The organism is Microcella alkalica, assembly GCF_014137945.1.
Lineage (GTDB): Bacteria > Actinomycetota > Actinomycetes > Actinomycetales > Microbacteriaceae > Microcella > Microcella alkalica.
In genome coordinates, this window is sequence record NZ_JACGWX010000002.1 from 34,359 (window position 1) to 57,953 (window position 23,595).

Annotated in this window: 16 protein-coding genes; 11 read left to right on the forward strand and 5 right to left on the reverse strand. The window is 66.9% G+C overall.

What is annotated here, in order from left to right:
- Window positions 1-9: 9 nt before the first annotated feature.
- Together glgB and FHX53_RS04505 are read right to left on the reverse strand one after the other, a co-directional pair.
- Window positions 10-2,271 carry a 1,4-alpha-glucan branching protein GlgB gene (gene glgB / locus FHX53_RS04500; protein ID WP_182490176.1) on the reverse strand — a complete coding sequence of 754 codons (2,262 nt, stop codon included), beginning with the start codon at window positions 2,269-2,271 and terminating at the stop codon, window positions 10-12.
- Complete coding sequence (locus FHX53_RS04505; RefSeq protein WP_343050880.1) at window positions 2,271-4,241, reverse strand: alpha-1,4-glucan--maltose-1-phosphate maltosyltransferase; 1,971 nt, start codon at window positions 4,239-4,241, stop codon at window positions 2,271-2,273. The genes glgB and FHX53_RS04505 overlap by 1 nt, the downstream gene beginning before the upstream one ends.
- Before the next feature lie 538 nt (window positions 4,242-4,779).
- On the opposite strand from FHX53_RS04505, the gene glgP reads away from it, so the two are divergent.
- Window positions 4,780-7,332: an alpha-glucan family phosphorylase gene (glgP, locus tag FHX53_RS04510; protein WP_182490178.1), complete on the forward strand. Its 2,553-nt coding sequence runs from the start codon at window positions 4,780-4,782 to the stop codon at window positions 7,330-7,332.
- A gap of 15 nt (window positions 7,333-7,347) precedes the next feature.
- Window positions 7,348-8,031 carry a CofC family guanylyltransferase gene (locus tag FHX53_RS04515; RefSeq protein WP_182490179.1) on the forward strand — a complete coding sequence of 228 codons (684 nt, stop codon included), beginning with the start codon at window positions 7,348-7,350 and terminating at the stop codon, window positions 8,029-8,031.
- A gap of 93 nt (window positions 8,032-8,124) precedes the next feature.
- Here the strand turns inward: FHX53_RS04515 and FHX53_RS04520 are convergent, their stop codons facing one another.
- Window positions 8,125-10,746: a bifunctional FO biosynthesis protein CofGH gene (locus FHX53_RS04520; protein ID WP_182490180.1), complete on the reverse strand. Its 2,622-nt coding sequence runs from the start codon at window positions 10,744-10,746 to the stop codon at window positions 8,125-8,127.
- 207 nt (window positions 10,747-10,953) lie between these two features.
- On the opposite strand from FHX53_RS04520, the gene FHX53_RS04525 reads away from it, so the two are divergent.
- Window positions 10,954-12,264, forward strand: coding sequence for an ISL3 family transposase (locus FHX53_RS04525; protein ID WP_182490181.1), 1,311 nt, complete (start codon window positions 10,954-10,956; stop codon window positions 12,262-12,264).
- A gap of 182 nt (window positions 12,265-12,446) precedes the next feature.
- Here FHX53_RS04525 and FHX53_RS04530 read toward each other — a convergent pair whose 3' ends face one another.
- On the reverse strand, window positions 12,447-13,292 hold the full coding sequence (locus FHX53_RS04530) for a 3-hydroxyacyl-CoA dehydrogenase family protein (protein WP_182490182.1): 846 nt from the start codon (window positions 13,290-13,292) through the stop codon (window positions 12,447-12,449).
- A 98-nt stretch (window positions 13,293-13,390) separates the two neighbouring features.
- On the opposite strand from FHX53_RS04530, the gene FHX53_RS04535 reads away from it, so the two are divergent.
- The 4 genes from FHX53_RS04535 to FHX53_RS04550 all read left to right on the forward strand — a co-directional run bounded on the left by FHX53_RS04535 (window position 13,391) and on the right by FHX53_RS04550 (window position 18,082).
- Window positions 13,391-13,714: an antibiotic biosynthesis monooxygenase gene (locus FHX53_RS04535; protein WP_182490183.1), complete on the forward strand. Its 324-nt coding sequence runs from the start codon at window positions 13,391-13,393 to the stop codon at window positions 13,712-13,714.
- A gap of 23 nt (window positions 13,715-13,737) precedes the next feature.
- Window positions 13,738-15,603 (forward strand): helix-turn-helix domain-containing protein, encoded by a 1,866-nt coding sequence (locus tag FHX53_RS04540; protein ID WP_182490184.1) that lies wholly within the window; start codon window positions 13,738-13,740, stop codon window positions 15,601-15,603.
- 201 nt (window positions 15,604-15,804) lie between these two features.
- A complete protein-coding gene (locus tag FHX53_RS04545) occupies window positions 15,805-17,004 on the forward strand; it encodes an FAD binding domain-containing protein (protein ID WP_182490185.1) in 1,200 nt (399 codons plus the stop codon).
- A 43-nt stretch (window positions 17,005-17,047) separates the two neighbouring features.
- On the forward strand, window positions 17,048-18,082 hold the full coding sequence (locus FHX53_RS04550; protein ID WP_182490186.1) for an alcohol dehydrogenase catalytic domain-containing protein: 1,035 nt from the start codon (window positions 17,048-17,050) through the stop codon (window positions 18,080-18,082).
- Here the strand turns inward: FHX53_RS04550 and FHX53_RS04555 are convergent.
- On the reverse strand, window positions 18,030-18,539 hold the full coding sequence (locus FHX53_RS04555; protein WP_182490187.1) for a hypothetical protein: 510 nt from the start codon (window positions 18,537-18,539) through the stop codon (window positions 18,030-18,032). The two genes, FHX53_RS04550 and FHX53_RS04555, sit on opposite strands and share 53 nt — an antisense overlap.
- Window positions 18,540-18,645: 106 nt before the next feature.
- Between FHX53_RS04555 and FHX53_RS04560 the strand changes: the two genes are divergently transcribed.
- The 4 genes from FHX53_RS04560 to FHX53_RS04575 all read left to right on the forward strand — a co-directional run bounded on the left by FHX53_RS04560 (window position 18,646) and on the right by FHX53_RS04575 (window position 23,573).
- A complete protein-coding gene (locus FHX53_RS04560) occupies window positions 18,646-20,145 on the forward strand; it encodes an ATP-binding cassette domain-containing protein (protein WP_182490188.1) in 1,500 nt (499 codons plus the stop codon).
- Complete coding sequence (locus FHX53_RS04565) at window positions 20,145-21,158, forward strand: ABC transporter permease (RefSeq protein ID WP_182490189.1); 1,014 nt, start codon at window positions 20,145-20,147, stop codon at window positions 21,156-21,158. The genes FHX53_RS04560 and FHX53_RS04565 overlap by 1 nt, the downstream gene beginning before the upstream one ends.
- Window positions 21,159-21,262: 104 nt before the next feature.
- Window positions 21,263-22,213 (forward strand): ABC transporter permease subunit, encoded by a 951-nt coding sequence (locus tag FHX53_RS04570; protein ID WP_182490190.1) that lies wholly within the window; start codon window positions 21,263-21,265, stop codon window positions 22,211-22,213.
- Between the two features lie 52 nt (window positions 22,214-22,265).
- Entirely contained in the window at window positions 22,266-23,573 is a 1,308-nt protein-coding gene (locus FHX53_RS04575; protein WP_182490191.1) for a substrate-binding domain-containing protein, read from the forward strand.
- Window positions 23,574-23,595 lie beyond the last annotated feature (22 nt).

A 23,595-nucleotide genomic window follows, 5' to 3' on the forward strand; every position in this document is an offset into this window, starting at 1 on the left:
CCCGCCCTGCTACCGCTCGGGGGCGAGCCACAGGCCCGCGAGCGGCGGGAGGGTGAGCTCCGCCGAGGCCGGACGGCCGCCCCACGGGGTGTCGTCGCCCGTGACCGAGCCCAGGTTGCCGACTCCCGACCCGCCGTACTCGTGCGCGTCGGTGTTGACGACCTCCCGCCACGCCCCCGCGTGGGGGAGTGGCAGGCGGTAGGGGCCGACGGTGTTGCCGCTGAAGTTGAAGACGCCCACGACGGGGCTTCCGTCGGCGGCGCGGCGCTCGAAGGCGATCACGTTGTTGCCCGCGTCGCCTCCCTCGAGCCACGAGAAGCCGCCGGGCTCGTTGTCGAGCTCCCACAGCGCGGGGTTCTCGCGGTAGACGGCGTTGAGGCGCGAGACGAGCGAGTGCAGACCGCGGTGGACGGGCTGGTCGAGGATCCACCAGTCGAGGCCGCGCTCCTCGCTCCACTCGCTCGGCTGGCCGAACTCCTGCCCCATGAACAGCAGCTGCTTGCCGGGGTGCGCCCACATGAAGGCGAGGTAGGCGCGCACGTTGGCGAGCTTCTGCCACTGATCGCCCGGCATCTTGCCGAGCAGCGAGCCCTTGCCGTGCACGACCTCGTCGTGGCTGATCGGCAGCATGAAGTTCTCGCTGAAGGCGTAGAGGAAGCTGAAAGTGATCTCGTTGTGGTGGTGCGAGCGCCACATCGGGTCGCGCTGGAAGTACGACAGCGTGTCGTGCATCCAGCCCATGTTCCACTTCATGCCGAAGCCGAGGCCGCCGTCGCTCGTCGCGCGCGTGACGCCCGGCCACGAGGTCGACTCCTCGGCGATCATGACGATGCCGGGCACGCGCTTGTACGCGGTCGCGGTGGCCTCCTGCAGGAAGCTGATCGCCTCGAGGTTCTCCCGCCCGCCGTGCTGGTTGGGCAGCCACTGCCCCTCCTCGCGCGAGTAGTCGAGGTAGAGCATGCTCGCGACGGCGTCGACGCGGAGGCCGTCGATGTGGAACTCCTCGAGCCAGTACAGGGCGTTCGCGACGAGGAAGTTGCGCACCTGGCTGCGGCCGAGGTCGAAGATGTAGGTGCCCCAGTCGGGGTGCTCACCGCGTCGCGGGTCGGGATGCTCGTACAGGGCCGCGCCGTCGAATCGGCCGAGCGCCCACTCGTCCTTGGGGAAGTGGGCGGGGACCCAGTCCATGATCACGCCGATGCCGGCCTGGTGGAGGCGGTCGATGAGGTAGCGCAGGTCGTCCGGGTGCCCGAATCGGGCCGTCGGCGCGAAGTAGCCGGTCACCTGGTAGCCCCACGACGGTCCGTACGGGTGCTCGGCGAGCGGCATGAACTCGATGTGCGTGAACCCGAGCTCGGTCACGTACTCGATGAGCGGATCGGCGATCTCGCGATAGCCGAGCCCGGGCCGCCACGAGCCGAGGTGCATCTCGTAGACGCTCATCGCGCCCGAGTGCGGATCGCTCGCGGCGCGGCGGGCCATCCAGTCGCCGTCACCCCACTCGTAGTGCGACTCGCCCACGACGGAGGCGGTCGCCGGCGGCGTCTCGGTGAAGCGGGCCATGGGGTCGGCGCGCGTCACCCACGCCCCCTCGGCGGTGAGCAGCTCGAACTTGTAGGCCGAGCCCGCGCCGAGACCCGGCACGAAGAGCTCCCACACGCCGTTGTCGTCGAGGCGGCGCATCGCGTGCAGCTCGCCGTTCCAGCCGTTGAAGTCGCCGATGACCCGTGCGGCCTTCGCGTGCGGGGCCCAGACGGCGAAGGCGGTGCCGTCGACGCTCTCGTGAGCGCGCCGGTGGGCGCCGAGCACGTGCCAGAGCTGCTCGTGCCGGCCCTCGCCCCACAGGTGGAGGTCGACCTCGCCGACGCTCGGCACGAACCGGTAGGGGTCGTCGGCGTTCCAGTCGGGGCCGCCGTCGTACGTGGTGCGCACGGTGTAGGCCTGCCCGTCGGCAGGACCGCCAGGAAGGAGGCCGTGCCACAGGCCGTCGGCGTCGTGCTCGAGAGCGTGCTCCGAGCCGTCGGCGCGGACGACCGTCACGGTCGCGGCGAGCGGTCGCACGATGCGCACGACCCATCCCTCGTCGCCGAAGTGCTGGCCGAGCGCGTCGTGGGGGCGGGGGTGACGGCCCTCGACGAGCGCGCGGCGGTGGTCGGGATGCAGGGGTGCGGGCCCTGCGGAGGCGGCGGCCGTCGATGGGGCGGCCACGGCATCCCCGCTCGGACCGGCGGTGCCGGGCACGGAGGTGTGCGTCTTCTTCTCGATCGCCATCAGAGGCCCTTCGGGTAGTCGATGCGGAGGATGTGCACGGGCTCGGTGAATGCGTCGAGGCGCACGTAGTTGTCGGTTCCCCAGCGGTACCGCGCACCCGTGATGAGGTCCTTGACCTCGAACGTGCTGCCGGGCTCGAGCCCGAGCGCCTCGAGGTCGAGGTGCACGGTCGTCTCGCGCACCGAGTGCGGGTCGACGTTCGCGACGACGATGATGCCGTCGGGGCGACCCGAGCGCACGAAGCGGCCTGGCAGGACCTTCGAGTAGACGAGGATCGCATCGTCGTCGCTCCAGTGCACGCGCAGGTTGCGCAGCTGGCGCAGCGCCGGATGCTGGGCGCGGACGGTGTTGAGCTGCGTGAGGTACGGCGCGATCGTCGAGCCGCTCTTCGCCACGGCTGCCCAGTCGCGCGCTTTGTACTCGTATTTCTCGTTGTCGATGTTCTCCTCGCTGCCGGGGCGCGCGACGTTCTCGATGAGCTCGTAGCCGGCGTAGACGCCCCAGGTCGGGCTCGCCGTCGCGGCGATCGCGGCGCGGATGCGGTACGCGGGCACCCCGCCGAACTGCAGGTACTCGGTGAGGATGTCGGGCGTGTTGACGAAGAGGTTGGGGCGCAGGAAGGCGCTCGTCTCGTGGCTGAGCTCGGTGAGGTAGGTCTCGAGCTCCTTCTTGGTGTTGCGCCACGTGAAGTAGGTGTACGACTGCTGGAACCCGACGGCGGCGAGCGACTGCATCATCGGGGGGCGCGTGAAGGCCTCGGCGAGGAAGACGATGTCGGGGCGCTCGGTGTTGATGATGCCGAGCAGCCACTCCCAGAACTGCAGGGGCTTCGTGTGCGGGTTGTCGACGCGGAAGATCGTGACGCCGAGGTCGATCCAGTACCGCACGATGCGCAGGATCTCCTCGCGCAGGCCCTCGGGATCGTTGTCGAAGTTGAGCGGGTAGATGTCCTGGTACTTCTTCGGAGGGTTCTCGGCGTAGGCGATCGAGCCGTCCGGGAGCGTCGTGAACCACTCGGGGTGCTCGGTGACCCAGGGGTGGTCGGGCGCGCACTGCAGGGCGAGGTCGAGCGCGACCTCGAGGCCGTTCTTCTTCGCGGCGGCGAGGAAGGCGGTGAAGTCGTCGACGGTGCCCAGGTCGGGGTGGACGGCGTCGTGGCCGCCCTCCGCGGCCCCGATCGCCCACGGGCTGCCCGGATCCTTCGGGCCGGGGGTGAGCGTGTTGTTGGGCCCCTTGCGGTTGACGCGCCCGATCGGGTGGATCGGGGGGAGGTACAGCACGTCGAAGCCCATCTGGGCCACGGCGGGGAGGCGTCGGGTCGCCGTGCGGAAGGTGCCGGAGGTGAACGAGCCGTCCTTCTTCCGCTTCGCGCCCTCGCTGCGCGGGAAGAACTCGTACCAGCTTCCGAGCCCGGCGCGCGAGCGCTCGACGCGGAGCAGCTGCTCGTCGCTCAGCGTCTCGTGGCTCATGAGTCGGTGCCGCGCGACGGCGGCGACGACGCGCGCGTCGGTGGCGACGGCGAGGCGGGCGGCGGGCGTCTGCTTCGCGTTCTGCATGGCCTTGCGGGCCTGGGTCAGCACGGTCGCATCCGGGGTGCCCTTCGCCATGATGCGGGCGCGATCGAGCAGCTGCGCACCGGCCAGGAGCATGACGTCGACGTCGACGCCCGCTCCGATCTTCACGGTCGCGTTGTGCAGCCAGGTCGCCCAGTCGTCGGTGTAGGCGCGCACGTGCCAGCGCCAGAGGCCCTCGTGGTCGATGAGCGCCTCGGTCTCCCAGCGGTCGGTTCCCTTGACGCGCATCGCGAGGGGATGCTCGCTGGTCTCGCCGTCGGGGGAGAGCAGGACGAGGTCCCCGCCGAGGACGTCATGCCCCTCGCGGAAGATCGTCGCAGCGAACGGGACGACCTCGCCGGCGTACGCCTTGCTCGGCCAGAGGTTCTCGGGCTGCTGGGGGGAGAGGTGGCGGATGGGGATCCGGCCGATCCTCGGGCTGAAGGGGAAGTGCTCTCTCTGGGCCACCCCTCGACGCTACCCCCGGTGGGCGGTCGGAGGAGGGCGGATGTGCAGGTCTCTGCCAGAACCCGCGGAGGATTCTTCGAGGCTGGCCGCGCATGTCGGCAATAGGGGGGACAGAAATGTACCCCGGCAGGGGTACGCGAATCCGCGTCACTTCTCTTGCGCGCGGCGCGCAGATGCGTACTGTCATAGGAGGCGCTCATCGCGTCGGAGGCCTCCCGAAGCTCCCGACGTCGAGCGCAGCATCCGAAGCGACCCGAACGCGGCGGATGAGATGCAGGACCGAGATCCGTCGCCCATGACGGAGACCGGTCCTGCTCCTCGTTAACGGCGCCGCAGGCCGGGGCGCGGACGCAGCCCCGCACGAGGCCGTCTCGCCTGGAACCGATTGCAGATTCGAGCCCGCGCGATTGCGGCCACCGGCATCCCCTCGCTTAGGCTGTCCCTTCGTGGGCATCCGCCACCCTGCCCGCGCTCGAGGAGTGATGTCGTGAAGGCCATCCGCCGTTTCACCGTTCGTACCGTTCTGCCGACCGCGCTGGCCGCAGTGGGCGACCTCGCCGCCAACCTCCGCTGGTCGTGGCACGAGCCGACGCGGCAGCTCTTCGAGCGGATGGACCCGGAGCGGTGGGACGAGCTCGGGCACGATCCGATCGCCCTTCTCGGCGGCATCGACCCGGCTCGACTCGACGAGCTCGCGAACGACTCCGCGTTCGTGGCCGACGCGGAGGCGCTGCGCGACGATCTGCGCTGCTACCTCGGCGAGCCGCGCTGGTACCAGTCGCTGCAGAACGCGCCAGAGCGCATCGCCTACTTCTCGCCCGAGTTCGGCATCGCCTCGGCGATCCCCCAGTACTCCGGCGGCCTCGGAATCCTCGCAGGCGACCACCTCAAGAGCGCATCGGACCTCGGGCTTCCGCTCATCGGCGTCGGCCTGTTCTACAAGGCGGGCTACTTCCGCCAGGCGATCGACCGCGACGGCTGGCAGAAGGAGAGCTACCCCGTCCTCGACCCCGACGGCCTGCCGATGCAGCTGCTCCGCGACGCCGACGGCGCCGCCGCTCTCGTCACCCTCGCCCTGCCGGGCGGCGAGGCGATGCACGCGCACGTGTGGCAGATGACCGTGGGGCGCGTCGTCCTCCTCCTGCTCGACACCGACATCCACGAGAACAGCGAAGCGCTGCGCGGCGTGACCGACCGCCTCTACGGCGGCGGCGGCGAGCACCGCCTCCTTCAGGAGCTCCTGCTCGGCGTGGGAGGCGTCCGCGCGATCAAGCGCTACGTCGAGGTCAGCGGCACGCCCGCGCCCGAGGTCTTCCACACCAACGAGGGCCACGCCGGCTTCCTCGGCCTCGAGCGCATCAGCGACCTCATCGCCCAGGGGCTCAGCTTCGACGAGGCGCTGCAGGTCGTGCGCGCCGGCACCCTCTTCACGACCCACACGCCCGTTCCCGCGGGCATCGACCGCTTCGACCTCGGCCTGATCGAGCGCTACTTCTCGACCGAGCTCCTGCGCGGGGTCGACGTCGCCGACGTGCTCGCGCTCGGCGCGGAGGACTACGAGGGCGGCGACTCGGGGGTCTTCAACATGGCCGTCATGGGCCTGCGTCTCGCGCAGCGCGCGAACGGCGTGTCGCAGCTGCACGGCGAGGTCTCGCGCGGCATGTTCGGCGCCCTCTGGCCCGGCTTCGACCAGGCGGACGTGCCGATCACCTCGGTCACCAACGGCGTGCACGCACCCACCTGGACAGACCCGCTCATGGTCGGGCTCGTCCACGAGAAGCTCGGCCACTTCGAGACCTCGGCCGCCGACTTCGCGGGCCCCGCGATCACCGACGGCGACCTGTGGGCCGTGCGCCGCGCGATGCGCGAGCAGCTCGTCGCCGATGCCCGCTGCCGCGTCAAGGCCGCGTGGGAGGAGGAGAACCCCGGCATCGCCGCTCCGGCGTGGATGGACTCGCTCCTCGACCCCGACGTCCTGACGATCGGGTTCGCACGGCGCGTGCCGACCTACAAGCGCCTGACGCTCATGCTCCACGACGAGGATCGCCTGCGGGCGCTCCTGACCGACCCCGAGCGCCCCGTGCAGCTCGTGATCGCCGGCAAGTCGCACCCGGCCGACGACGGCGGCAAAGCGCTCATCCAGCGCCTCGTGCAGTTCGCGAGCGCGCCCGAGCTGCGCGAGCGCATCGTCTTCCTGCCGAACTACGACATCGCCATGGCGCGACTGCTCTACCCCGGCACCGACATCTGGCTGAACAACCCGCTCCGCCCGCTCGAGGCGTGCGGCACCTCGGGCATGAAGGCCGCCCTCAACGGCTCGCTCAACCTGTCGATCCTCGACGGCTGGTGGAACGAGTACTACGACGGTGAGAACGGCTGGGCGATCCCGACCGCCGACGCTGCGGGCGACGGCGCCGAGCGCGACAAGCTCGAGGCCGACGCGATGTACGACCTCATCGAGCACCAGATCGCGCCGCGCTTCTACGAGCGCGACGAGCACGGGGTCCCGCGCCGCTGGGTGCAGAGCATCCGCCACACGCTCTCGACGCTCTCGCCGGAGCTCTCGGCCGACCGCATGGTGCGCGAGTACGTCGAGCGCCTCTACATGCCCGCCGCCGAGGCGCAGCGCATCATCTCTCAGGAGGACCACTACCCGGCCAAGCACCTGTCGGCCTGGAAGGAGCGCGTGCGGGCCGAGTGGCCGAGCGTGTCGGTCGCCCACGTCGAGTCGGGCGGCGTCGAGTCGCCGCAGCTCGGCGACGAGCTCGAGGTGCGCGCGTACATCGAGCTCGCGAACCTCACGCCCGACGACGTGCTCGTCGAGGTCGTCCACGGCCGCGCCCGCAACGGCGACGACCTCGTCGACGTGCAGCGCCAGCGGCTCGAGCTCGTCTCGCACGACCTCGGCCAGCCGGCGACCTTCGCGGGCACCGTGCGCCTGTCGCGCTCGGGCTCGTTCGGCTACACGGTGCGCGTGACGCCGCGGCACGAGCTGCTGGCCTCGCCGGCCGAGCTCGGCCTCGTCGCCGTCGCCCACTAGCGACCGGTCGACCGCGTGCCGTCGTCGGCGCCGCCGGCGGGCAGGGATGCCCGCGGCGGCGCCGTCCGCGTCGGTCTCGTCATCCCCGTGCGAGGCGGCGACCGCGGCAAGACCCGCCTCGACGTGGAGCAGGCGCGGCGTTCCGCGCTCGCCGCGGCGTTCGCGCTCGACACGGTCGCGGCGGCGCGGGCCGCGTCGCTCGTGGGGGAGGTCGTCGTCGTCGGCGCCCTCGCCGAGCCGGTCGACGGCGTGCGGGTGATCGCCGATCCGGGTGGCGGGCTGCTCGCGGCGGTGCTCGCGGGGCTCGGGGCGCTGCGCATGTCGACCGCGCAGGCGGGCGCGGGTGCTGACGCGGGAGCCGGTGCGGGCCCCGCGCCGACGGCCGTGCTCCTCGGAGACCTCCCGGCGCTCCGCCCGGTCGAGCTCGACGACGCCCTCGCCGCGGCCGCGCTGCACGAGCGGGCGTTCGTGCCCGACGCCGAGGGCTCGGGAACCTCGCTCATCGTCGCGCGGGTCGGCGTGCCGCATGCCCCGCGGTTCGGCCCCGATTCAGCCGCGCGCCACCGCGCGGCCGGCTACGTCGAGCTCGCGCTCCCGGCGGGGTCGGGTCTGCGCCACGACGTCGACACGCTCGATCAGCTGCGGGCCGTGGCATCCCTCGCTCTCGGGCCGCGAACGCGCGCCCTCCTCGACGACTGACTCGCCGCGGACACCGGCCCGTCCCGGGCGCGAGCACTGCACCCCCGTCGACGCCGTGCGCGCGGCTCGCCGCCGGTCACGCCGATGGCCCGCCTATGCGCCCGCGCGCACCTCGGCGATCGTGAGCGCGAGCCGCCGACCGGTCGCCGCGTAGCCCTCGGTGCGGTGGGCGCGCGCGGCCGCGAGGCGCTCGTCGCTCGGGGTGCCGTAGGTCGTCGTGCGCTGCCGGGCGGGTCGGCCGATCGCGGCGGCGAGCTCCTCGAGCTCGGCGACGGTCTTCTCCGAGCCGTTGTCGGCGCCCGCCATGCGGCTGATGGTCTCCTCCATGAGGGTGCCGCCGACGTCGTCCGCCCCGCCCTGCAGCATGAGCTGCGTGCCGGCGGTGCCGAGCTTGACCCACGAGGTCTGGATGCGGTCGATGCGGCCGTGCAGCATGAGGCGCGCGACGGCGTGCACGGCGCGGTTCTCCTGCGCGGTCGGGCCGGGGCGCGCGACGCCCGCGAGGTAGACGGGCGAGCTCGCGTGCACGAAGGGCAGCAGCACGAACTCCGTGAAGCCGCCCGTGTCGTCCTGCAGCGCGGCGAGCGTGCGCAGGTGGCCGACCCAGTGCGTGGGGTTGTCGACGTGCCCGTACATCATCGTGCTCGATGAGCGGATGCCGAGCCGGTGCGCGGTCGAGACGATCTCGGCCCACGTCGCGGCGGGCAGCTTGCCCTTCGTGAGCACCCAGCGCACCTCGTCGTCGAGGATCTCGGCGGCCGTGCCGGGGATCGTGTCGAGCCCGGCCTCCTTCGCGGCCGTGAGGAACTCGGCGAACGACAGCCCCGTGCGGGTCGCGCCGTTGACGATCTCCATGGGGCTGAAGGCGTGCAGGTGGATCTCGGGCTGCCGGCGCTTGACCTCGCGCGCGAGGTCGAAGTAGGCGGTGCCGGGCAGGTCGGGGTGGATCCCGCCCTGCATGCAGATCTCGGTCGCGCCGAGGGCCCAGGCCTCGTCGACGCGGTCGCCGACCTGCGTCATCGACAGCGTGTACGCATCCGCGTCGGTGCGCCGCTGCGCGAAGGCGCAGAAGCGGCAGCCGGTGTAGCAGACGTTGGTGAAGTTGATGTTGCGGTTGACGACGTAGCCGATGGGGTCGCCGACCGTATCGCGCCGCACGTCGTCGGCGAGCGAGGCGAGGGCGTCGAGGTCGTCGCCGTCGGCCTCGAGCAGCGTCAGGTACTCGGCATCGGTGAGGCCGGCCGGGTCGGTCTCGGCGCGGCGCAGCGCTGCGCGCACGCCCGCCGACAGGGCGGGGGATGCCGTGGGCACCCTGGTCGTGTCGCCGACGGCCTCGCGCAGCTCGTCCCAGTCGCCGTACACGGCGTCGACGTCGCCGCGAGCCGCCGTGCGGCGCCCCTCGGTGTCGATCGCGGTGTGCAGGTCGACGCGGCCGGAGCCGGCCCAGTCGGGGTCGGGCTCCTGCCACGGCAGGCCGACGGGCAGCACCGACTCGTCGGCGAGGCCGTCGGGCCCGGCGAGCGCGCGCACGTGCGGCAGCACGCGCGGGTCGAGCCAGGGCTCCTCGGCGCGCACGTAGTGGGGGTGCGCGGTGAGCCGCTCGCGCAGCGTGAAGCCCGAGACCGCGGTGAGGCGCGCGAGCTCGTCGATCTGCGGCCACGGGCGCTCGGGGTTGACGTGGTCGGGCGTGAGCGGGCTCACGCCGCCCCAGTCGTCGATGCCCGCGCGGATCAGCAGGCCGAGCTCCTCGGCGTCGGTGAGGTTGGGCGGCGCCTGGAGGCGAGCACCCGGCCCGAGCACGAGGCGCGAGAGGGCGACCGCGGCGATGTACTCCTGCAGGTCGAGGTCATCGGCCGCGCGCATCGCCGTCCGCGGCTTCGCGCGGAAGTTCTGGATGATGACCTCCTGGATCGCCCCGAAGCGGCGCGAGGTCGCGCGCAGCGCGAACAGGCCGTCGACGCGCTCGGCGTAGGTCTCGCCGATGCCGAGCAGGAGCCCGGAGGTGAACGGCACGGAGGAGCGGCCGGCGTCCTCGAGGACGCGCAGGCGGACATCCGGGTCCTTGTCGGGGCTGCCGAAGTGCGCGAGGCCGCGCGTGGCGAACAGGCGCCGCGAGGTCGTCTCGAGCATCATGCCCATCGAGGGCGCGACGGGCTTGAGGCGCTGGATCTCCTCCCACGTCATGACGCCGGGGTTGAGGTGCGGAAGCAGACCGGTCTCCTCGAGCACGCGGATCGCCATCGCCCGCAGGTAGTCGATCGTCGAGTCGTAGCCGTGCGCGTCTAGCCACTCGCGGGCGGCGGGCCAGCGATCCTCGGGGCGGTCGCCGAGCGTGAAGAGCGCTTCCTTGCAGCCGAGCGCGGCCCCCTCCCGGGCGATCTCGAGCACCTCGTCGGGGCTGAGGTAGGGCGCCTTGCCCTGCGCGGCGAGCTGGTTCGGAGTCTGCACGAAGACGCAATAGTGGCAGCGGTCGCGGCACAGGTGCGTGAGCGGAATGAATACTTTCCGCGAGTACGTGATGACGCCGGGTCGCCCCGACCGGTCGAGCCCGGCATCGCGCACGCGGGAGGCGACGGCGAGCAGCCGGTCGAGGTCGTCGCCGCGCACGTGCAGCAGGGTTTCAGCCTCGGTCGCGTCGAGCGCCACCCCATTTTCAGCGCGTCTCAGCGCACGAGATATCGCGGAAGGCGTCGGGGTATATTCGAGCTCCGTCACAGTCCCCGAGCATACGCCTGGACAGCGAGTTGTCGTATCGCTTTTTTCGTTGAAGAGGTCACCCTAACTTTTCTCTGCAAAGAGAACTCAGCATAACGGGCTCTTCGCAGTTGAGGGTGTAGACCTCCGTGCCGCGTCGTTGCCGGGGTAGAGGTCGAGGTCTTCCAGGATGGGAGTTCCTACGCTCACCGTCCGAAAGACCTCGACGTGCTCAACGCTACCTTCGACGCGCCCTGCCTCACCACGTTCTGCCGGCTCGACGAGCTCGGTCTGGAGGTGACGGGTCAACGGCTTGAGCGCGACCGGGCGGTGCTCGCCTGCCGGGTCATCGAGGCCGACGACTGGTGCCGCGCCTGCGGCTGCCGGGGCGTGCCGCGCGACACGGTCACGCGTAGGTTGGCGCATGCGCCGTTCGGGCATCGGCCGACGACCTTGCTGCTGCGCCTGCGCCGGTATCGCTGCAGCGGATGCGGCCGCGTCTGGCGGCAGGACACGGCCGCGGCGGCGGAGCCGCGTGCGAAGATCTCTCGCGCGGGACTGCGCTGGGCGCTGGACGCGCTGGTGCTCGACCATCTCACCGTCTCGCGCGTCGCGGCCGGCCTGGGCGTCGCCTGGCACACCGCCAACACCGCCGTGCTCGAGGAGGGCAGGCGCCGCCTGCTCGACGACCCGGCACGGTTCGAGGGGGTCGCGGTGCTGGGCGTGGACGAGCACGTCTGGCGTCACACGCGCCGCGGCGACCGCTACGTGACCGTCATCATCGACCTCACCCCGATCCGCGACAAGACGGGGCCAGCCAGGCTGCTGGACATGGTCGAGGGCCGCTCCAAGCACGCGTTCCAGCAGTGGCTCGCCGCCCGACCTCAGGCGTGGCGAGACGGCGTCGAAGTTGTCGCGATGGACGGCTTCTCCGGCTTCAAGACCGCCACCGTCGAGGAGCTGCCCGAGGCGGTGGCCGTCATGGATCCGTTCCACGTCGTCCGCCTCGCCGGCAACGCGCTCGACAGCTGCCGGCGGCGCGTCCAGCAGCAGATCCACGGCCACCGCGGCCGCAAGGGCGATCCGCTCTACGCCGCCCGCCGCACCCTCCACACCGGTGCCGCGTTCCACACGCCGCGCCAGCAGCAGCGGCTCGACGCGCTCTTCGCCGACGAGCGGCATGCCGCCGTCGAGGTCACCTGGGGCATCTACCAGCACATGGTCGCCTCCTACCGCGACCCCGACCGAGCCGCGGGCAAGCAGCTGATGATCGAGCTGATCGACACGGTCAGCGTCGGCGTCCCCGGGGCGCTCCGCGAGGTCATCGCCCTCGGCCGGACGCTGAAACAGCGCGCCGCCGACGTGCTCGCCTACTTCGACCGGCCCGGCACCTCGAACGGGCCGACCGAGGCGATCAATGGCCGTCTCGAGCACCTCCGCGGCTCCGCCCTCGGCTTCCGCAACCTCACCAACTACATCGCCCGATCCCTGCTCGAGGCCGGAGGCTTTAGACCGTTGCTACACCCCCAAATGCGATGAGCCGCATAACGGGCACATTCGACACACTTAATCTGAACAGCGAAGTTCGATAATGGGTGTCCCTGAGCGTAACCCTTAAGTCGGGAAAATTCCCCTCCTGCCAGGTGATATGAAAGCGCGCCGCGCAGGTCAGGTATTGTCCGCCGCGATGGCGCATACTCTTTCCAAGAGCATTATTCGCACTATTTCCACTCAAAGAACCCCTTACCTGTCTTGCGACCGAGTTCGCCCGCGGCAATCTTCGCCCGCAGTATCTCGGGCGGTGCAAAGCGCGGCCCCAGCTCAAGAGTGAGGTGCTCGGCGATCGCGAGGCGGACATCGAGACCGACAATATCTGTTGTGCGCAGCGGACCCATTGGATGCCGGTAGCCGAGCGTCATTGCGGTATCGATGTCGGCCGCGCTCGCCACGTTTTGCTCCACCATCCGCATCGCTTCCAGTGCTAGGGCAACGCCCAGGCGGGATGAGGCGAATCCGGGCAGGTCTTTGACGACGATCGAAGTCTTGCCGAGCCCCGCGACCCACGTCACCGCCAAGTTCACGAGCGAGTCCGGGGTGGTCGATCCAACGACGATCTCCACCAGTTCACTCGCGGGTACCGGGTTGAAGAAGTGAAGCCCTACCAGGTTGTGCGGACGCCGGAGCGCAGAAGCAATCAGGCTGACCGAGAGCGAACTTGTATTGGTCGCTAATACTCCGGTGGGTGCGACTGCCTCCGCGGCCGCCAGGACCTCTTGCTTCAGAGCCACGGTCTCCGGCACCGCTTCCACGATGAGCTCACATTGGCTCAGCGCCTCGATGGTGGTGACAGTCCTGAATCGAGTGGTCACGTGATCCACCGAGTCGCGCAGAGTACCGCGCTCCTGGGCCCGCCGCAGGCTCGCCGAGACACGCTCGCGAGCCGCGCGAGCGGCATGATCGGTTGCCTCGCTGATTGTGACGTGGGCTCCGGAACTGAGGAACGCGTGAGCGATCCCCGCACCCATTCGACCTCCCCCGATGACTCCCACTCGATGGGGAACGCCCATGGCCCACTCCTCGTTTTTCGGTCGAGCGTCTCATCGACGTCCCAACGCCAGTATGATCGCGCTCAGAGTATGCGCAAGGCTACTGTCAAGGAGGACAAGTGCCACTAGAGATCGCCTTCATTCCGGTCAACGGCGCTCATGCCGACCGTTTCGCTCAAGCCGCAACCGTTGCGCTCACGGACATCTTCCCCCAGGCACCCGGGTTCATCCGCGGCGAGTGTCGTCGCGGGGTAGAGCGCCCGGACACTTTCGTGTTGCTCCTTGAGTGGGAGCGGCTGGAGGACCACACTGAGGGGTTCGTGAAGTCGGAACTCTTCATACGCTGGGTCGAGCTCACGGACGGGCTCATCGCCGGTGCGCCAGTGGTGGAGCACTGGGAGAGCACGAGCGGGCGCGGTTCGGCCGAAAAGGCCCTCGCCTGACCTCAAGTCGGTAGGTGGACAGAATGAACACCAACGGCCCTGTTGCTGTCCAGGGTGCCTTGCCGAATGCCGAAGGCGGGCGTGAGTGGGCGATCGCCGGCGTCGAAGTCGCGAGGTCTGGGTATCTCGAGAACTCCATCCCTAGCGTCGTGAGCCAAGTCGCGGAGCGCGCCCGCAAGCTTCTCGGCATGGACATGTGCGCGGTGATGCTGCCCGACTCCACGCAGTCACGCTTGATGGTCGCCGGTTCTGCCGGTCTCTCTGGTCAATACATTGAACACCTACACGCCGACCACCCGCTCACTGTCGACCGGAGCGGCACCTCGACCCCGAGTCCCTCGGTGGAGGCCTTTGTCTCCGGCCGCACCGTCGATGTCCCCGACATTTCACGGTCTGAGGGGATGGTCAACTGGCGTGAGCTGGCACTCGCCGAGGGCTATGCCTCTCTTATTGCCACCCCACTCCGAGAGGGCGATCGCACAAACGGTGTCCTGGTGGGCTATTCGCGCGCGCCACGGCACTTCCCTGACGAGCAGGTGAACTTGCTCGAGATGTTCGCCGTCCACGCGGGAGCAACGATCAAGGCCGCTCACACCCGCGAGGAACTACAGGCCACCATCGACAAACTACATGCGGCCAACGCAGTGCTGCGTCGGCAGCGTCGAAATCTCGAACTCGTGGATCACCAGCACCGTCGGCTACTTCAGGTTATGGCGAACGACGTAGGCATCTCGGGCGTTGTCTCCATGCTCGCCGAATTGTTGAACTGTTCAGTCACCGTGGAAGACACGGACGGGAAAGTAGTCGCAACGGCAACAAGCGGAATCTACGTCTCACCTCCGCACCGCGCCGAACGGGAGGTACCAACGGCCGCAGAATTACTGGCGAACGTCTTGTCGAAGCGGTCTGGCGCTGCAGAGTTCCCGTCTCTCGATGGTGAGGGCGCTTCGTTCTGGGTGACCCCGGTGACGCTCCAAAATGAGGTCGTCGCACTTCTCTGGGTGGGACGCCCCAGGTTCCAGCTTGATGACGTCGGACGGCTCGGTCTCGAGGGATTCGCGCTGGCCGTCGCGCTCGAGATCTCGAATCAGCGAAACGTTGCGCAGAGATCGTTCCGCCTGTCCAAAGATCTCGTGGCCGACATGCTGGTGGAAACTACCCCCGCCGATCGCGCGGCCCTCCTCAAGCGCGCCGCAGCGCTCGGGTACGACTTGGCTGCCAATCACACCATCGTGGTCCTCAGACAGGACCCATCGGCGGGGGCCGATGGTCTGCGGCACGGACTGGGCGACACCGCCGCCGGGGTTGTTAGGGAGATCTCTCCTGGCACCCTAGTAGGCACAACGGGCGACGACGTGGTCTTGTTGGTGCCATCTGAGGGCTCGCTCTCCGCCGAAGAGGTGGTGGAGGTCATCCGTGCAGACCATCGACGACGGAATCCTGATCGCTCAGCCTCCGCCCTCGTCTGGGGGGACGTGAGCCATATTGCGGAAGTCGCTGCGGCCTATCGAGCCGCCCACGGCGCATTCGATCTCCTCGCTCGTCGCAAACCGGACACGGTCTCCCGAATCGGTGATCTGGGTGTTGCCGCACTCCTTCTCTCGCATGGTGATCCGAAAGCCCTCAGTCAATTCGCTGACCGCCTGCTAGGCCCACTGGACGACATTGATCCTCGCAGGGCGGAGGAGCTTGTTGACACGCTGACCGTGTGGCTGAGGGAGGACCGGTCAACGAGTCGGGCGGCTGAGCGACTGTTGGTGCACGTCAATACCGTCGGGTACCGGCTGAGGGCTCTGGAAGACCGGCTCGAGAACTCTCTCCACGACAACTCCTTCCTCGTCGATCTTCAGATGGCCCTCGCGATTCGGCGCATCAACGCACAATCGTGACCCGGCCGTGACTTATTGGTGACGGGCGGCCTTCCCAAGTACTGCGGAATCAAGGCCCTTTTGTGTTTCAACACAGTGTCATCCAGACAAGATGATGTTGGCCCACATGGACTCGCAAGGTGGAACACTCGAATACTGACCGTCAACAGTTCACGTCGTGTGTGACGTGGGATCAACGACGATCACTGGAGAGGTGTCACGGTGAATTACACCGGGAAGCGAGTCGCCGTAATCGGCGGATCTATCGGAGGCCTCACGACAGGCCTTCTCCTTCGCGATTTGGGGTTCGAGGTCGATGTGTATGAGCGCACCCCCGGCGAGCTCGATGGTCGCGGGGGAGGGATCGTGTTGCAGCCGGAGGTGCTCCGCTGGTTTAAGGAGCGCAGCGAGCTCACCCCGGGGCAGATCTCCACTCACTCCCGCGTCATGCGCGTCATCGGGGACGGCAACAGCGTTGAGTTCGAGGAAGAGGTCGAGTGGCGCTTCACCTCCTGGGGAACTCTCTACCGCGCGCTCCTGTCAGACTTTGGTCGCGAGAACTACCACCTCGGGCACACTTTCGTCGGTCTCGACCAGAGTTCCGACTCGGTGTCCGTGAGGTTCGCCAACGGCCGCAGCGCAGACGCAGACCTCGCTATCTTTGCTGACGGCATCACGTCGGTGGGTCGGAAACGTCTTCTGCCAGACCACCAGCTCGACTACGTAGGGTACATCGGGTGGCGTGGGACGGTGCCCGAGACGCAGCTGAGTTCAGAAACACGGGCGGTTCTGGGCGATTCCCTCACCTACTCATTCGCCGACCAGACCCACATCTGCATGTACCCCATTCCCGGACCCGGTGATGCGGTGGAGGTCGGCGGGCGTCTCCTGAACTATGTCTGGTATCGCAATATTCCGGGCACAACTGAACTCGATGAAATCATGACCGACACCTTCGGGTTTCGGGGCGAGGTATCTGTGCACCCTGGCAAAGTGCAAGAGCGGTACGTCGAGGAAATGAAAGATGCTGCATCCACACTCGCGCCGGCGGCGACGGAGTTAGTGCGATCAACGGCGCAACCCTACATCCAACCAATCATGGATTTCCGCCCGCCACGAATGGTGTTCGGTCGGGCCGTTACCATCGGCGACTCGGCATTCGTCGCGCGGCCGCACGCCGCCGCAGGCACAGCGAAGGCCGCTGCGGAGGCCTGGGCACTCGCCGACGCCCTGTTGGCCGCGAAGGGGGACATCGACGGTGCGTTGCGAGCCTGGGAGCCCCGACAGCTAGAGGTAGGAAATGCCTTGCTTGATCGCATCAAGATCATGGGCCGCGCCGCTCAGATCGACAACACCTGGACGCCCCACGACCGCAGGTTGCGCTTCGGCTTGCTCGAAGGCGCTCTTCAGCCCGCGTACTAGAACCGTGCGGCGTCATGCCGTGCACTGATGTAGGAGGTAAGAAATGAAAGCGCTTGTTTACAACGGTCCCGACAGCATTGAGTGGACGGAACGCCCTGATCCGAAGATCGAGCAGGACACGGACGTCATCATGAAGGTGACTACGACCACGATTTGCGGCTCCGACACCCATATTCTGAAGGGTGGCGTCCCCGACACTCCCCTCGGCACGATCCTCGGTCACGAAGGTGTAGGAATCGTCGAAGAGGTGGGGCCGGCTGTGCACAACGTGGTGCCGGGTGATCGCGTTCTCGCCACGTGCGTGTCGGCCTGTGGGCATTGCCGGTTCTGCACTTCCGGCCAGTACGGGCAGTGCCTGAACGGCGGCTGGGCGCTGGGTCACCTGATCGACGGTGTGCAGGCCGAGTTCGCGCGGGTACCATTCGCGCAGAACTCCATGTATCGCATCCCTGACTCGCTGAGCGATGAGCAGGTCGTCTTCTTGACCGACATCCTCTCGACCGGATTCGAGACTGGTGTGCTGGCGGGCCAGGTCGCCCCGGGCGACACCGTCGTCATAGTGGGGGCAGGCCCGGTCGGTCTGTCGACCGTGCTCACGGGGCGGCTGTTCTCCCCTGCGAATTTAGTTGTCGTGGATCTCGTCGAATCTCGGCGCAAGAAGGCACTCGAGCTCGGAGCCACGCACGCAGTTGCTCCGGAAGACGCGAAAGAGCTCGTGATGGAGCTGACGGGCGGACTCGGCGCAGACGTCACGATCGAGGCAGCCGGCTTCCCGGCGCCTTTCGAGCTGGCAGCCGACCTTGTTCGGTCGGGGGGACGTATCGCCAACATCGGCGTTCACGAGGAGCCCGTGACGCTCCACCTCGAGACTCTATGGGCGAAGCAGGTGACTATCACCACGGGCATACCGTCAACCCTCAAGATTCCCCAGTTGATGCGAGCGATTGAGACCGGCTCCCTGGACGCCACTGCGCTGATCAGCCACCGCATGCCGCTCTCGGAGACCGTGAAGGGTTACGACACGTTCAAGAATGCAGCCAAGACAAACGCTCTGAAGGTGGTGCTGACCAATGGCTAACGACGTCAAGTTCTTGAGTGACCTGCCCCTCGCCGGCACCGTCATCGGCGTCGATTTCGAGGGATGGTCCGATGACCTTAAGGAGGAGTTCGAGACACATGCCTTCGATGGGCACGTGGGATCTCGACTTCTCAGCGAGAACGATCGCGTGCGTGTCTGGGAAATCCGTCTCGCCCCAGGCGAACGGTGGCACGCGCATCGGCACGTTCTCGACTACTTCTGGACGGCAGTGAACGCCGGTACGAGTCGACAGCACACCTTCGACGGCACCACTCGCGATGTGTCGTACGAAGCGGGTGAGACTCGACACTTCCATTTCGGAGTAGGCGAGTATCTCCTGCATGATATCGAGAATGTAGGGAGTTCCGAGTTGGTATTCACCACAGTGGAGCACCTGAATTCTGATAATGAGGCGCTCCCAGTCGGCGGGTAATGCGCGATGCCGGGGGGTGCGCAAGCCAGGCGCCCCTCGCAGATTCACAGGCGGCAGTCATCTTTGGCGGCAAATCGCGTGTATTCAGTTATCCCACAAACTTTAAGGAACAATGGTGTCCCTACTACAAGTGTCAGGATTAGCCAAGAAGTATGGTGACGCCATCGCGTTGAGCGGTGCCGATATTGAGGTTGAGGCTGGCGAAATACATGGTCTTATCGGAGAAAATGGTGCGGGAAAGTCCACGCTCGTCAAAGTACTCTCTGGAATGGTCAAGCCCGATGCCGGGGACGTCACCATCGGGGGAGAGCAGCTCAGGCTGGGGCACCTGAGGGCTTCGAGAAATGTGGGGATTCGAACCGCCTTCCAGGAGCTCACGCTTCTTCCGCGGTTCACCGTTGCAGAAAACCTCCTCGTGGATGAGTTACCGACGCAGCTGGGTATGCTGCGGCGTCGGGCACTGCAGTCTCGCGCGGCGGACATCCTGCAAGAGTGGGACGTGACTGACATCGATCCGTCCACCCCCGCGTGGCAGCTGCCGCTCAGCGCGCAGCAGCGTCTGGAAATCGTACGGGCCCTCAACGGGGACCCGCGACTCCTCATTCTTGATGAGCCGACCGCCGCGCTCCCTGACACCGCGTGGATCTTCAAGCACGTGCGGGCGGCTGCGGAGCGAGGCGCAGCGGTGCTTTACATCTCTCACAAGCTGGCAGAGATCGAAGAGCTCTGCGATCTAGGAAGCATCATGCGCAACGGCCGCATTGTCGGACAGTTCACGCGAGGCGCGTTCGACCATGACGACGTGATCTCTCAGATGATCGGTCGGTCGATCGACATCGCTTTCCCGCCCCCCCTCAACCGCGTCGACACGTCTGCAGCGCCGGCCTTGCATGTTGAGAGCCTCGCCGTCGGTGAGCAGGTGGTCGATGTCTCTCTGGACGTTCGTCCCGGCGAGATAGTCGGTGTGGCGGGCCTAGAAGGCCAGGGGCAACGGGAAATCTTCTATGCTCTCGCGGGCGCGACAGGGTTGACCTCCGGCCGAGTGTCCCTCGACGGCCAGCCCGCCGACCTCGCATCACCGCGCTCCGCAATGCGGTCAGGCCCCGGTGTGGCACTCGTTCCAGAGGAGCGCAAGCGCGAGGGGCTCTTCGCAGACATGTCCACCACGCAGAACATCTCCGTACCTATCCTGAAGTCCCTGACGCGCTTTGGACTTGTGCGTCGTCGCGCCGAGCAGAGCCGGAGCGGGCAGGCTGCGGAGGAGCACTACATTCGGCCCGACTATCTTGCGCGGCAGATCGGCAGCCTCTCGGGCGGCAACCAGCAGAAGGCCATCCTCGCTCGGACTGCGCTGACCGGGTCGAGCATCATGCTGATGTTTGACCCGACTCGCGGCATCGACCCGGCCGCAAAGCTCGAGGTTTACAAGACGCTGCGGGAAGCGTCGGCTGGTGGTGCCGCGATCCTTTTCTACTCCACAGAGATCCCCGAGTTGATCGGGATGTGCGACCGCGTGCTCGTCGTTTACGGGGGCAGCATCGTTGCTGAGTTGACCGGATCAGCCATGACGGAAGACGCGGTCATGCGCCATGCCGTCGGCAAGACACTGCAGGAAGCGGAGAGCATCTGATGGAGAGACGTGGATTCGTTGCCAGAGTGCTACGAAACGGAACGGTCCGTGCGGCACTGGTGCTTGCGGTCTTTCTGATCGCGTGGTCGGTGTTGCAGCTCGGCGGGCTGAGCGTCTTCCTCATCAATAGCTGGCTGTTGCTCTCCTTGCCGCTGGTTCTCGCGGCGAGCGGCGTCACGCTCGTGATATTCACGGGCGAATTCGACCTATCGGCCGCGGGTGTCGTCGCAGTGACCAACGTCCTCATGGCGACCTGGTTGAGTGAGCTTGGCTGGCTCGGGCTTCCCCTCGCCGTGCTCGTTGGCGCCGTTGTCGGTCTGTTCAACGGATTCCTCGTTGTGGTGATGCGGCTACCGGCGATCGCGGTCACGCTGGCCACGTTCATCATCCTTGGCGGGCTGGCGCTCGTCATTCTGCCCACCCCGGGCGGACGGATTGATCCGGGCATCATCGACTTCTTCACCGGGCAACTGGTGGTGCCGCGCAGCATCATCTTCCTCATGGTGATTGCGCTCCTGTGGTTGCTGTACCGAAACACGAGGATGGGGGTTCACGCGTATGGCGTCGGTCAGGACGCGGAGGCGTTGCGGCTGTCGGGGGTCGCTGTCGACCGCGTGAAATTCGGGGTGTTCGCCTTGGCCGGAACCCTCTACGGGCTCGCCGGCGCCGTGCTTGCGGCCGTGGTCCAAACCGGCGACGCGACAATCGGATCGTCTTACCTTTTGGCGACTTTCGCCGCTGTCGCTATCGGTGGCGCGGCATTCACCGGCGGTAGCGGCTCTGTCCTCGGCACAATGCTGGGCGCCCTGACCCTCACGGTCATCCCAAAAGTGCTATTCGTGCTGGGCATCAGCGGATGGGTACAGAGAGTGTTCGAGGGAATGCTGATTATTGCTGCCGTACTCGTCGGTGCTGTCGCTACGCAGAGCGAGCAACGAAAAGTCCAAGCAGTGAAAACCACACCGAAAGTGGAGGCGCCGACGGTAAGCGTTTCGGGAGGAGAGCGACCATGACCCTAACACCTACTGAATCACTCGCTACGATTTCCCGGGAGCGGCTCTCCGTGTGGAGTTCACCAGGCGTCGCCCGGCCCATCACTTTGATACTCCTGGCTGTCGTGGCGCTGTTCGCGGGCAGACTCTTCAGCGCGGGCCTGCCGTCCTGGACGGCGGCGGAAGCGATCCTCACGCAGAGTCTTTTCGTCGCGGTGCTCGCTTTCGGGCAGGGCCTCATCATGCTGATTGGCGGGCTGGACCTGTCCATCCCCGGCGTCGTCGCCCTATCGGCGACCATCGTGGCTCTCTCGACGAGCGTGTATGGGGTGGAGACGTGGCTCGCGGTCCTCCTGGCACTGATCGCATCCGCCCTGGTCGGGCTCCTCGACGGCTACCTGATCTCGAGGTTCAAGATTCCTGCGTTCATCGTCACCCTTGCGATGGGCGGAATTTTGATCGGCCTCACAATCGGATTCACCTTCGGGCGTCAGGCACCCTCTGCGCCACCGATCCTGATTGAACTATTCAGCGGCAGCGGAAAGATCTTCGGCATCGGTATTCCCATCGTCGTCTTCCTGATCGTGGGGGCGCTTGGATATGTCATTCAAGCCCGCAGCAGATTCGGCCGGAGTGTGCACCTGTTCGGCAGTTCCCCAGCTGCGGCGCGCATCGCCGGTATGCCAGTTCGCCGTATCGAGGTGAGCGTCTACGTGGTCGGCGCATTAGCCTCCGGAGTCGGCGGGATCATGCTCCTGGGTTTCTCAGGGAACGCTCGCCTGAGTCTGGGCGACGCCTGGCTCATGCCAGCGATCGCCGCTGTACTGGTTGGCGGGACGATCATCGGAAGCGGTTTCGGCTTCTGGCAGTCGACATTGATGGCGACGGTACTGCTGACGACGATCACCGTGGTGATAGGCGCTACAGGGCTTTCCCAGGGATGGAAAGACGTCCTATACGGGGTCATCATTCTGATCGCGTTGAGCTTCATGCGTCGCGATGGCGGAGCCCTCAAGCGCGTCTTCGCTGGATTGAGGAAAACCCAAGAACGGCCTGCCGTTCAGTCGGCACCTTAGACGGCGCGCTGCGGTTTCGATGGCGCGCTCTTCAAAGATGAAGGGAATACAAATGCGATTCACCAAGAGAGCTGGAATCAGTATCGTCGCAGTGATGAGCGCAGCAATGCTCACTCTCTCTGCGTGCGCGACAGGAGTCGATTCGGGTGGAGGCGACGCCGGTGGGGGCGGGTCCGACTGTGTAGCGGAAGGTGCGAACGCGCCTCGCGCCGGGGGTGACAAGTACATCGTCTACATGAACGCGCTGAACATTGGAAACGCGTGGCAAGAGGAAGCCGCAAACCTCGGTTCGGCGGTCGCGAAGATGGCACCTTACAGCGACTGTGTTGAGGTTCGCACGGAGCTCACGGATGACGCGACTCCGCAGGGGCAGATCTCGCAACTACAGTCGATGGTGGCTGCGGGTGCGGACGCAGTTGTCATGTACGCCTTGTCGCCGACTGCGCTCAACTCGGCCATCAGGGAAGCCTGCTCGCAGGGCGTCACGTTCGTCTCGTATGACGCGACGGTCACTGAGCCCTGCGCGTACAACGTGTCGTACATCACCACCGTTCCCACTGGTGCTGAGGAGCCGTTCATGGGGTTCAACTCCATGACTTTGCTCGCTGAGCTCATGGGAGGGACGGGCGACATCTTCTTCTCCCGTGGCATCGTCGGCACGTCGACGGATAACGTTCACTATTTGTCGGCCATGGCCGCACTGCAGAACTACCCCGACATGAATGTTCTGACCGAGTACGAAGGCATGTGGTCCAGTCCTGTAACGCAGACGGAAACAGCTGCGGCTTTGGGATCCTTCCCAAATGTTGATGGGCTGTGGTGCGGGTACGGCGAGTCGGGCTGTGTGAAGGCACTCGAGGCCGCCGGGTTGCAGGTTCCTATCTCCGGTGAGACCTCTCAGTACTTCAGGGAGCGGCTCCTCGACGGCTGGCCGGGTGTGAGCATCGGTTCGCCTCCTGCTCAGGGTGGAATCGGAATGAAGGTGGCGCTCGCCGTCTTGCTCGAAGGTCCCGACGGTATCCCGTTTGACATCGAAGTTCCCTACCAGATTGTGACCGCTGAAAACGTGACGGTCTGCGTGGACAACGAGTACCAAGAAGGTTGCAACGTGTTCGAGCCCGGCACCGTGGGCGACGAGTCGACGGCCGACATCTTCAACGAGATGCTGCCTGAGGCCACCTTGGGTGCGTCTCAGACCGGCGAGCCTGAGGCCGGCGCAGAGGCTGTGCCGTTCACTGCTTCCTACCTCCAGGGCTTCGAGCAGGATGAGTCAGTGCGATTCGTCACTCGGGAAGCCTGCCCCGAGGGTTGGACGCAGGCAACACTCCCTCAAAATGTTGAAGGATGCTCGCAGGGCTGAGTTCCATGAGCAAAGCGGGTGG